Source organism: Streptomyces sp. URMC 127 (assembly GCF_051386535.1).
Taxonomy (GTDB): domain Bacteria; phylum Actinomycetota; class Actinomycetes; order Streptomycetales; family Streptomycetaceae; genus Streptomyces.
This window is the reverse complement of record NZ_JBPQTW010000225.1, coordinates 1-10,858: the sequence shown is the minus strand read 5'-3', so window position 1 is coordinate 10,858 and position 10,858 is coordinate 1. Positions and strand designations below refer to the sequence as shown.

Annotated in this window: 11 protein-coding genes and 1 pseudogene; 9 read left to right on the top strand and 3 right to left on the bottom strand. The window is 74.0% G+C overall.

What is annotated here, in order from left to right; translation table 11 throughout:
* A partial coding sequence (locus ACSNOH_RS29560; protein WP_436724512.1) for a TIM barrel protein occupies positions 1–525 on the bottom strand: 525 nt, incomplete at its 3' end.
* A gap of 96 nt (positions 526–621) precedes the next feature.
* Here ACSNOH_RS29560 and ACSNOH_RS29555 point away from each other — a divergent pair.
* From ACSNOH_RS29555 to ACSNOH_RS29520, 8 genes and pseudogenes are all read left to right on the top strand, one after another.
* Positions 622–876, top strand: coding sequence for a hypothetical protein (locus ACSNOH_RS29555; protein WP_436724511.1), 255 nt, complete (start codon positions 622–624; stop codon positions 874–876).
* Complete coding sequence (locus ACSNOH_RS29550) at positions 873–1,256, top strand: helix-turn-helix domain-containing protein (protein ID WP_436724510.1); 384 nt, start codon at positions 873–875, stop codon at positions 1,254–1,256. Before ACSNOH_RS29555 ends, ACSNOH_RS29550 begins: the two co-directional genes overlap by 4 nt.
* A 25-nt stretch (positions 1,257–1,281) precedes the next feature.
* Positions 1,282–1,824: pseudogene (gene uraD / locus ACSNOH_RS29545) on the top strand (2-oxo-4-hydroxy-4-carboxy-5-ureidoimidazoline decarboxylase); the annotation flags it as partial.
* 131 nt (positions 1,825–1,955) lie between these two features.
* The gene (uraH, locus tag ACSNOH_RS29540; RefSeq protein WP_436724509.1) at positions 1,956–2,285 is read left to right on the top strand and encodes a hydroxyisourate hydrolase; all 330 of its coding nucleotides are present in this window, start codon (positions 1,956–1,958) and stop codon (positions 2,283–2,285) included.
* A gap of 8 nt (positions 2,286–2,293) precedes the next feature.
* Positions 2,294–3,211, top strand: a complete 918-nt coding sequence (gene pucL / locus ACSNOH_RS29535) for a factor-independent urate hydroxylase (RefSeq protein WP_436724508.1) — start codon at positions 2,294–2,296, stop codon at positions 3,209–3,211.
* A gap of 31 nt (positions 3,212–3,242) precedes the next feature.
* Entirely contained in the window at positions 3,243–4,655 is a 1,413-nt protein-coding gene (locus tag ACSNOH_RS29530; RefSeq protein ID WP_436724507.1) for an 8-oxoguanine deaminase, read from the top strand.
* Positions 4,656–4,851: 196 nt separating this feature from the next.
* On the top strand, positions 4,852–6,276 hold the full coding sequence (locus ACSNOH_RS29525) for a nucleobase:cation symporter-2 family protein (RefSeq protein WP_436724506.1): 1,425 nt from the start codon (positions 4,852–4,854) through the stop codon (positions 6,274–6,276).
* Between the two features lie 70 nt (positions 6,277–6,346).
* Positions 6,347–7,879: a YfcC family protein gene (locus tag ACSNOH_RS29520; protein ID WP_436724505.1), complete on the top strand. Its 1,533-nt coding sequence runs from the start codon at positions 6,347–6,349 to the stop codon at positions 7,877–7,879.
* Between the two features lie 45 nt (positions 7,880–7,924).
* Here ACSNOH_RS29520 and aceB read toward each other — a convergent pair whose 3' ends face one another.
* Both aceB and ACSNOH_RS29510 read right to left on the bottom strand, forming a co-directional pair.
* Positions 7,925–9,544, bottom strand: coding sequence for a malate synthase A (gene aceB / locus ACSNOH_RS29515; RefSeq protein ID WP_436724504.1), 1,620 nt, complete (start codon positions 9,542–9,544; stop codon positions 7,925–7,927).
* A 108-nt stretch (positions 9,545–9,652) separates the two neighbouring features.
* Positions 9,653–10,303: a nucleotidyltransferase family protein gene (locus ACSNOH_RS29510; protein ID WP_436724503.1), complete on the bottom strand. Its 651-nt coding sequence runs from the start codon at positions 10,301–10,303 to the stop codon at positions 9,653–9,655.
* Positions 10,304–10,465: 162 nt separating this feature from the next.
* On the opposite strand from ACSNOH_RS29510, the gene ACSNOH_RS29505 reads away from it, so the two are divergent.
* Positions 10,466–10,816 carry a DUF5955 family protein gene (locus tag ACSNOH_RS29505; protein ID WP_436724502.1) on the top strand — a complete coding sequence of 117 codons (351 nt, stop codon included), beginning with the start codon at positions 10,466–10,468 and terminating at the stop codon, positions 10,814–10,816.
* Positions 10,817–10,858 lie beyond the last annotated feature (42 nt).

Genomic DNA, 10,858 nt, shown 5'->3' with positions numbered 1-10,858 from the left:
CGCGACGGCCGCCGCCGAACCGGTGACCGGGTAGGCGGGTGACTCGGCGGGGTTGAGCGCCTCGATCAGCACCTGCGCACCCACCGCGTCCGCCGCCTCCGCGGCCCGTACGAGGTTCTCCAGCGCGAGCGCGTCCTGGGCCCGCGGGTCGGCGCCCGCAACGCGGTTGCCGTACAGGGCGTTGAGCGACGTGCACCCCAGGGAGGCGGCGAACCCCGCCGCCACGCCGATGTTGGCGCGGAAGCGGGCGGACTCCTCCCCGGGCACGGAGAGGGCGCCCCGGTCGGGCCCGGGCAGCTGCCCGGCGTAGAAGTTCAGCCCCACCAGCCGCGTGCCGGCGACGTCCAAGGCGCGGCGCAGGGCGTCGAGTTCACGGTCCGCGGGGACCGGCGCCGCGGGCCAGGGCCACCACATCTCGACGGCGCCGAAGCCCGCGGCGGCCGCGGCGGCGGGCCGCTCCAGGAGCGGCCGTTCGGTGAAGAGCATGGAGAGGTTGACGGCGAAGCGGTGCCGGGCGAAGGCCATCCGCACCCCCTTCTTTCGTATAGCGGAAAGATAATTTTGTTTTACGGAAGCGTGCAGCCGTTCCCGCTTCCTGTCAAGGCGGGTAGGTTGACGGTCGTGCGATTGCGAATGGAGCTCACAACCGAACCGTTCGACCTCGACCGGGTGCCGCCCCACGCGGAGGCCGCCCGGGACGCCCTGCGGGGCGCCGGCCTCGACACCGTCGACGTCGGCCCCTTCGGGAACACGGCGGAGGGCGCGGGCGCCGCCGTCCTCGAAGCCCTGCAGCGGGTGCTGAGCGCCTCGCTGGAGGCCGGCGCCACCCGGGTCTCGCTGCAGGTCAGCGTGGTCGGCGAGGAGGGGGCGCCGTGAGCGGGGAGGCCGTCGCCGACCCGTTCCGGGCGGCGGTCGCGCCCCTCGTGGACGCCATCGGCGGGGAGATGGTCGAGCCGGAGAGCGCGGCGGACGGCGACGTGGTGCTGTCCTGGGAGGGCCGCGAGGTCGTGGCCGTGCGGCTGCCGCACCTGTCGGCCTCGCTCGGCGGCATGCTGGCCGGCCTGGAGCGCCGGTACGGCGGGCCCCTGGCCGGACTCGACCGCAGAACCAAGCAGTCGGTCGTGCGCACCCTGGAGGAGCGCGGCGCCTTTTCCCTGCGGCACGGCGTGGAGACCGTGGCCGCGGCGCTCGGCGTCAGCCGCTTCACGATCTACAACTACCTCAACAGGGAAGGCGGTTCTTCAACAAACTGTTGACGCGGCGTTCGCCGGGGCGTTAGCTATGCGCAGTCGTCAGCTTGCGCAGCCCGTCACCGCCCCGGAGGCGCCCGTGACCCCGAGCCCGACGCCGGGACTCTCCCGGTTCAACGCAGCCGAGGACGGCGCGGCCCGCGCCGCTCTGCGCGCGGTCTGTGCCAGCGGGGCCTGGGTGGACGCCGTCCTCGCCCGGCGCCCCTATCCCGGCGCCGAAGCCCTCCTCGCCGCGAGCGACGCCGCCACGGCCGCCCTGTCCACGGCCGCGCTGGCCGAGGCCATGGCGGCGCACCCGCCCATCGGGCGCCCGGCGCCCGGCGATCCGGCCTCCGCGCGCGAACAGCGCGGCATGGCGCAGGCGCCGCCCGCCCTCCGGGCCGAGATGCTCGAACTGAACCTCGCCTACCAGCGGAAGTTCGGGCACGTCTTCCTGATCTGCGCCACCGGGCTCGGCGCGGCGCAGATGCTCGACGCGATCCGGCGCCGGCTCGGCAACACGCCGGAGCGGGAACGCGAGATCGTGCGCGGGGAACTCGGCAGGATCAACCGCATCAGGCTGGAGCGGCTGATGGCCGGCAACCCGTATGACCAAGCCGGTCCGTACGGCCAAGCCGGCCCGTACGGCCAAGGCGGCCCGTACGACCAGGACCGCCCCGACCGCCCCGACCGCCCCGACCGTCCCGGACAAGGAGGCACCCGCCCGTGAAGCCCACCGCCTCGGTGTCCACGCACGTCCTGGACACCGCCGCCGGCCGCCCCGCCGAGGGCGTCGCCGTCGAGCTGTCCGCGCGGAGCGCAGACGTCACCCCGTGGACGGTGTGCGGCACCGCCGTGACGGACGCGGACGGGCGGTGCGCGGGCCTCCCGGAGCCGCCCGGAGGGGCGGCGCACGTACGGCTCCGCTTCGACGTCGCCCGGCACTCCCCGTTCTTTCCCGAGGTGACCGTGGCCTTCGCGGTCGTCCCCGGCGAGCACCACCACGTACCGCTGCTGCTCAGTCCGTTCGGCTATTCCGTGTACCGAGGGAGCTAGCACCGACCATGCCCACCGTTCTCGGCCAGAACCAGTACGGCAAAGCCGAAACCCGCGTCGTCCGGGTCACCCGCGAGGGCGCCGTCCACCACATCCGGGACCTCAACGTCTCCGTCGCCCTCTCCGGCGCCATGGAGGACGTCCACACCAAGGGCTCCAACGCCGGCGTCCTGCCGACGGACACCACCAAGAACACCGTCTTCGCCTTCGCCAAGGAGCACGGCATAGGGTCGGCCGAGGAGTTCGCCATGCGGCTGGCGCGCCACTTCGTCTCCGGGCAGGAGACGATCGGCACCGCCCGGATCCGCGTCGAGGAGTACGGCTGGGACCGGATCCCGACCACGGGCAGCGCCGCGCACTCCTTCGTCCGCCGCGGCCAGGAGACCCGCACGGCGCAGGTCACCTATGAGGGGGAGGGCGAGCGGTGGCAGGTCCTCTCCGGTCTCAAGGGCCTCGTCGTCATGAACACCACCGACTCCGAGTTCCACGGCTACGTGAAGGACCGCTACACCACCCTTCCCGAGACCCGCGACCGGATACTCGCCACCGAGGTCAACGCCTGCTGGCGGCACGCCCGGCCCCGCGAGGGAGCCGGAATGGAGGGGCCGGGGCCGGACTGGGACGCGTGCTACGAACGGGCCCGCGGCCACCTGCTGGCCGCCTTTGCCGGCACCTACTCCCTCTCCCTCCAGCAGACCCTCTACGCCATGGGCTCCCGCGTCGTCGAAGAGGAGGCCGGCATCGACGAGATACGCCTGTCCCTGCCCAACAAGCACCACTTCCTGGCCGACCTCGGGCCGTTCGGCCTCGACAACGACAACGAGGTGTACTTCGCGGCCGACCGCCCGTACGGCCTCATCGAGGCCACGGTCCTGCGCGACGGTGCGACGGCGGCCGTCCCGGTGGACCTGACGAACCTCCTCTGAGCCTCCTATGAACCGACAGCGAGGATTCACCGTGCCCGCTCCCCCCACCGACCGCACCGACCGCTCCGACCCCACCGAACGCCTCGTCATCGAGAACTGCGCGATCGCCACCGTCGACGCCGGCGACACCGAGTACGCCTCCGGGCACGTCGTCGTCGCGGGCAACCGCATCGAATCGGTCGGCCCCGGGCCCGCGCCCGCCGGGCTCGCCGGCGTCGTCCGGCGCGTCGACGGCACCGGTCACCTGGCCACCCCCGGACTGGTCAACACCCACCACCACTTCTACCAGTGGATCACCCGCGGCCTCGCCCAGGACCACAACCTCTTCGACTGGCTCGTCGCCCTCTACCCGATGTGGGCCCGCATCGACGAACCGATGGTCTACGCGGCCGCCCGCGGCTCCCTCGCGATGATGGCCCGTGGCGGCGTCACCACCGCCGCCGACCACCACTACGTCTTCCCCGACGGGGCGGGCGACCTGCTCGGCGCCGAGATCCGCGCCGCCCGCGAGATGGGCGTCCGCTTCCACCCCACGCGCGGCTCGATGGACCTCGGGAAGTCCGACGGCGGCCTGCCGCCGGACTTCGCGGTCGAGAGCACCGAGGACGCGCTCGCAGCCACGGAGGAGGCCGTCGACGCCCACCACGACCCGTCGTTCGACTCCATGCTGCGCATCGGCGTCGCGCCCTGCTCGCCCTTCTCCGTCACCACCGAGCTGCTGCGCGAGGCCGCCGCGCTCGCCCGCCGCAAGGGCGTGCGCCTGCACACGCACGGCTCCGAGACCGTCGAGGAGGAGCAGTACTGCAAGGAGAAGTTCGGCATGGGCCCCACGGACTACTTCGAGTCCATGGGCTGGCTCGGCGACGACGTGTGGATGGCCCACTGCATCCACATGGCCGACGCCGACATCGCCGCCTTCGCCCGCACGGGCACCGGCGTCGCCCACTGCCCCTCCTCCAACGCCCGGATCGCGGCCGGCACGGCGCGCGTGCCCGAGCTGCTGCGGGCGGGCGTCCCCGTCGGCCTCGGCGTCGACGGCACCGCGTCCAACGAGTCCGGCGAGCTGCACACGGAGCTGCGCAACGCGCTCCTCGTCCACCGGCTGGCGGGCGGCGAGAAGGCGCTGAACGTACGTCAGGCGCTGCGGCTCGGCACGTACGGCGGGGCGCAGGTGCTCGGACGGACGGACGGCATCGGCTCCCTGGAGCCGGGCAAACTCGCCGACCTGGTGCTGTGGAAGCTCGACGGCCTCGGCCACGCGGGCATCGCGGACCCGGTCGCCGCGCTCGTCCTCGGCCCGCCCGCGCCCGTCACCCTTTCCCTGGTCAACGGCCGCCCGGTCGTCGAGCACGGGCGGCTCGTGACGGCCGACGAGGACGACGTCGCCCGCGGCGCGCGCGCCGAGGCCGCCCGCCTCGCGCGGATCGCGGCGGGCGAGGCCTGAGAACCCCCGGCCGAGGGGGACGGCCCTCGGCCGGGCCCGCCACACTCACCGCGCTCCGGGCGTCGTGGCCCACCACGGCGGGGCAGCGGCGGGCGCCCCGCCGCCGTTGTCGCCCGCCCCCGCGGCAGCGGAAGCGCGGCCGGGGGAGCCGCCCCGTACACTCAGGCCGCCGCACCGGCGGCGAAGGAGGCACGCCGTGGCCGCAGACGACGTCAAAGCCACCCGTACGGCCCGGAGCGCCGGCGGCGCCCGCCCGCATCCCGTCGACGAGGTCCTCCCGCCGGGCAGGCTGCTGGCCGGCGGGCTGCAGCACGTCGCCGCGAGCTACGCCGGCGTCGTCGCGCCGCCGCTCGTCCTCGGCGCGGTCATCGGCCTCTCGCCGGCCGGCACGACCTTCCTCGTGGGCGCGGCCCTCTTCACGGCGGGCATCGCCACCCTCCTCCAGACGATCGGCTTCTGGAAGGTGGGCGCGAGGATGCCGTTCGTCAACGGCGTCTCCTTCGCGGGGGTCGCGCCGATGACCGCCGTCGCCGCCGCGCAGACCGACAAGCAGGACGCCCTCCCCGTCATCTTCGGGGCCGTCATGGTGGCGGGAGCCCTCGGCTTCCTCCTCGCCCCCTGGTTCTGCAGACTCGTCCGCTTCTTCCCGCCGCTGGTGAGCGGCACCGTCATCACCCTGATCGGTCTCACCCTGCTGCCGGTGGCCTTCGGCTGGATCCAGGACGGCGGCGCCCCCGGCGGGCCCGCCCCGGCGACCGGCCTCGCCCTGGCCGCGGCCACGCTCGTGATCGTGCTCGTCCTGCGCCGCGTGCTGCGCGGCTTCCTGCGGCAGATCGCGGTCCTGCTGGGCCTGGCCGCGGGCACCCTGATCGCGATACCGGCCGGGGCGGTGGACTTCGGGCCGGTCGAGCACGCCCGCCCCGTCGGCTTCCCGGCGCCCTTCCACTTCGGCACCCCGCACTTCACGCTCTCCGCGATCGTGTCGATGTGCGTGCTGATGCTGGTGTGCATGACGGAGAGCACGGCCGACATGCTCGCGCTCGGGCAGGTCGTCGGCCGCCCCGCGGACGAGCGGACAATTGCGGCGGGCCTGCGCGCCGACACGCTCGGCACGGCCCTCAGCCCGCTCTTCAACGGCTTCGCCAACAGCGCCTTCGCGCAGAACATCGGCCTCGTGGCGATCACCCGCGTGCGCAGCCGCTTCGTCGTGGCAGCGTGCGGGGCGATGTTCGTGCTGCTCGGCCTGAGCCCCGCGTTCGCCTCCCTGATCGCCGTCGTGCCGCGGCCGGTTCTGGGCGGTGCGGGCATCGTGCTGTTCGGAACGGTGGCGGCGAGCGGCATCCAGGTGCTGCTGGGCGCCGGCCTCGACCGGGGCGACAACCTGCTGGTGGCGGCGGCCTCGCTGGGCGTCGGCATGATCCCGGTGGTCTCGCGGACGTTCTACGACGGCGCGGGCGTGCCCGAGACGCTGCGGACGCTCCTGGACTCCGGGGTGAGCGCCGGCTGCCTGACGGCGGTGCTGCTCAACCTCGCGTTCAACCACGTGGGCAAGCGGCGGCACGACAGACATGACGGTCACGACAGACACGACGCATCACCGCCCGACGTGCGTGGCGGCTAGAGATCCCGCACCGTATTTCGCGACAATAGGGCTCAAATCGCCCACCCTCGGTGCGGAGAGGGGCCCCGTCGTGGACGCCGAAGCCGAGAACGCAGCACCCGGCGGCCCCGGAGCGCCGGGCGGGCGCCGCCGCTTCGTCTTCCCCAGCGCCCTGACCGTCCTCGCGGCCGTCACGGTCGCCGTCTGGATCCTCACCTTCGTCATCCCCTCCGGCGCGTACGAGCGCGGCGCCGACGGCCACCCCGTGCAGGGCACGTACCACCGCGAACCCGCGCCCGGCGGCTTCGCGCACCGGCTCGGCGACCTCTTCCTCGCCCCCGTCAACGGCCTCTACGGCGTGCGCGACGCCGCCACCGGCGAGGTGGCGCCCGACGGCGTGGGCGCGCTCTACGGCGCCGCCGCCGTCTTCCTCTTCGTCCTCGCGATCGGCGCGTTCATCACCGTCGTCTTCGCCACCGGCGCCCTGGACCGCGGCATCGAGCGCCTCGCCCACCGGCTGCGCACCCGCGGCGCCCTGCTGATCGCGGGCGTCATGGCCGTCTTCTCGCTGCTCGGCACCGTCGAGGGCTTCGCCGAGGAGACCCTCGGCTTCTACGGGCTGATCGTGCCCCTGATGCTCGCCCTCGGCTACGACCGCCTGGTCGCCACCGGCGCGATCATCCTGGGCGCGGGCGTCGGCGTACTCGCCTCGACGGTCAACCCGTTCGCCACGGGCGTGGCCTCCGCGGCCGCCGGCATCTCCCTGGGCGACGGCATCGCGCTGCGCTTCGCGATGTGGATCGTCCTCACGGCCGTCACGATCGGCTACGTGCTGCGGTACGCGCGCCGGGTGCGCACCGACCCGGACCGCTCCCTGACCGGCTTCCTGCCGGGGGACCGGGAGCTGGCGGCGGAAGCCGCCGCGGAGCCGCCGGAGCTGACGCGGCGCCAGAAGCTCGTGCTGGTGACCGTGGCCCTCGTCTTCGCCTTCATGATCTTCTCGGTCATCCCGTGGGCGAGCGCGCTCACGGGCGAGGCCGGCGCCACGCCGTACGGCTGGGAGCTCGGCTGGTCCTTCGACCGGCTCGCGGCGCTCTTCCTCGTCGCGGCCGTGCTCGTCGGCCTGCTGGCCCGGCTCGGGGAGCAGCGGCTGAGCGCCACTCTCGTGCAGGGCGCGGCGGACTTCATCGCCCCGGCGCTGGTGATCGTCCTCGCCCGCGGCGTCACCGTCGTCATGACCAACGCGAAGATCATCGATACGGTGCTGCACGCCGTGGAGAGCACGGTGTCCGGCACGCCGCCCGTGGTCTTCGCGATCCTCGTCTACGTCGTCAACCTGCCGCTGGCCTTCCTGATCCCCTCGACCTCCGGGCACGCCACGCTCGCCATGCCCGTCCTGGCCCCGCTCGCGGGCTTCGCCGGCGTCCCGCGCGCCGTGGTGGTCACGGCCTGGCAGTCCGCGAGCGGGGTGATGAACCTGTGGGTGCCGACCACCGCCGTCGTCATGGGCGGCGTGGCGCTGGCGAAGGTCGGCTACGACAAGTACCTGCGCTTCGTCTGGCCGCTGCTGGTGCTCCTGTCGGTGCTGATCTGCGGCTTCGTGGCGCTGGGCGCCCTGATGTGAGCGGAGGTCAGCCCCTCGGCGTGCCGACCGGCCCGTGAGTGGTGGTCAGCCGGTCAGCAGCTCGTAGGCGGGCAGGGTGAGGAACTCCGCGTAGTCCTCGTCCAGGGCGACCTTCAGCAGCAGGTCGTGGGCCTGCTGCCAGCGGCCGGCCGCGTACGCCTCCTCGCCCAGCTCGGAGCGGACCGCGGCGAGCTCCTCGGCGGCGACCGTGCGCACCAGCTCCGCCGTGACCTTCTCGCCGTCGTCGAGGACGACCCCGGCGGCCGTCCACTGCCAGATCTGCGAGCGGGAGATCTCGGCGGTCGCCACGTCCTCCATGAGGTTGAAGATGGCGACCGCGCCCAGGCCGCGCAGCCACGCCTCGATGTAGCGGGTGGCGACGGCCACGGCGTTGCGCAGGCCGGCCGCGGTCGGGCGGGCCTGAAGCGAGTCCACGGCGATGAGCTGATCGGCCGTCACGCGCACGTCCTCGCGCAGCCTGTCCTTCTGGTGCGGGCGGTCGCCGAGGACCGCGTCGAAGGAGGCGCGGGCGACGGGCACGAGGTCGGGGTGGGCGACCCAGGAGCCGTCGAAGCCGTCGTGCGCCTCGCGGTCCTTGTCCGCCTTGACCTTCTCGAACGCCGCCTCGTTGACCGCCGGGTCCTTGCGGGAGGGGATGAACGCCGCCATCCCGCCGATCGCGTGCGCGCCGCGCTTGTGGCACGTGCGCACCAGCAGCTCGGTGTAGGCGCGCATGAACGGGGCCGTCATCGTCACGGCGTTGCGGTCGGGCAGGACGAAGCGGGGGCCGCCGTCGCGGAAGTTCTTGATGATCGAGAAGAGGTAGTCCCAGCGGCCGGCGTTGAGGCCCGAGGCGTGCTCGCGGAGCTCGTAGAGGATCTCCTCCATCTCGTACGCGGCGGTGATCGTCTCGATGAGCACGGTCGCGCGGACGGTGCCCCGGGGCAGGCCCGCGTACTCCTGCGCGAAGACGAAGACGTCGTTCCAGAGGCGGGCCTCCAGGTGCGACTCGGTCTTGGGGAGGTAGAAGTACGGGCCCTTGCCGAGGGCGATCAGCCGGTGGGCGTTGTGGAAGAAGTACAGGCCGAAGTCGACCAGCGCACCGGGCACGGCCCGGCCGCCGACGGTGACGTGGCGCTCGTCCAGGTGCCAGCCGCGGGGGCGCACGACGACGGTCGCGAGCTCCTCGGCGGGCCGCAGGGCGTAGCGCTTGCCCCGGGCGTCGGTGAAGTCGATGCGCCGTTCGAACGCGTCGATCAGGTTCAGCTGGCCCAGGACGACGTTCTCCCAGGTGGGCGCCGAGGCGTCCTCGAAGTCCGCGAGCCAGACGCGGGCGCCGGAGTTGAGGGCGTTGACGGTCATCTTGCGGTCCGTCGGCCCGGTGATCTCCACCCGGCGGTCCTCCAGGGCGGGCGGGGCCGGGGCGACGCGCCAGGACGGGTCCTCGCGGACGGCGGCCGTCCCGGGCAGGAAGTCCAGCCTGCCCGTACGGGCGATCTCTTCCCTGCGTGCGGCCCGGCGGGCCAGGAGCTCGTCGCGGCGCGGGGTGAACCGGCGGTGCAGCTCGGCGACGAACGCGAGCGCGGGCCGCGTGAGGACCTCCTCCTGCCGCTCCAGGGGCCCGGCGGTGACGGTGGCGGGCGAGGACGGAGCGGGTGCGGACATGGGCGGTCACTCCCTCGGGACGACGGCACGGGGTGCCGCGGACGGTGGTCTTTTCGGAGAGTAGTTTCCTTATAGCGGAAGTTCAATGGGTGGGGTGGGCCCGCGGTGTCAGTCCTGGTGCGGATCCGGCCCGGCCAGCAGGCCGAGGTCGTCCGGAACGTCGACGTCCCGCGGATCGGCCACGTCCGCACACTCCACGAGCGTGACGGCGGCGGCGTGCTCGCGCAGGTACGCACGGGCGCCGCGGTCGCCGGCGGCCGCGCGGGCCACGCCGTCCCAGTGCTCGCGCGCGAACAGCACGGGGTGGCCGCGCTCGCCCCCGTACGAGGCGGCGGCCAGGCCGGCGCCCGCCCGGTGGGCGGCCAGCAGGCGGGAGACGGCGGCGGCGCCGACGCCCGGCTGGTCGACGAGCGAGACGACGACGGCCGCGACGTCTGTCGCGGCGAGCGCCGCCAGGCCCGCGCGCAGGGACGAACCCATGCCGTCCGGCCAGCCGGGGTTGTCCACCAAGGTGCAGTGGGTGAGATCGGCGTGTACGCGTACGTCCGCGGCGGCCGCGCCCAGCACGACGTGCACCGGCGAGCAGCCGCCGTCGCGCAGGGCACGCGCCGCGTGCTCCACGAGCGGGCGCCCGCGGAAGCCGAGCAGGGCCTTGGGCCGCCCGCCCAGGCGCCTTCCGCCTCCGGCGGCGAGCAGCAGGCCCGCGACGGGTGCGGGCGGAACCGGCGTGTCGGGCCCGCCGCCCGTGGTAAGTGTCATGACCCCTGCATAGCGCATCGCTGACGACGGTGGGGCGGACGGCGCCATCACCCGTGCGTGCGACAGCCGGACTTGATTTCGCTGTGCGTATGGCGCTCTGTACGGAAAGTGGCGTTAACTGATCCGCGCGAGCGCGTAGGAGGGCGTGGGAGGGGGAGTGTCGTGGCGGAAGGCGCCGTAGTGGTGGACGAGCAGCGGGCGGGCCGTGCGGCGGCCGGGGATCCGAGGGTGAGCGAGCTGCGGGACGCGGTCTCCCGGCTCCGCCGCGCGCTCGCGAGCCACCCCGCGCCGTTACCCGACCGCGATGCGGCGGAGGAGGAGCTCGCCGCGCTGGACGCGATGGCCTGCGCGGGCCGCCCCGAGCTGTCGCGCCTGCGGCGGTCGCTGCTGCTGGTCGCCGGGGCGGTGGGGTCGGTGAGCGCCCTGTCCCCGGCCCTGACCGCGGTCCACCGCGCCGTAGACAACTTCGCACCCCCGCCGGACGACGTGCCCTCTCCCAGGGAGGGCACGTAACGACCGCGCGGGGCGGGGCCGGCACGGTCCCCCCCCCCCCGG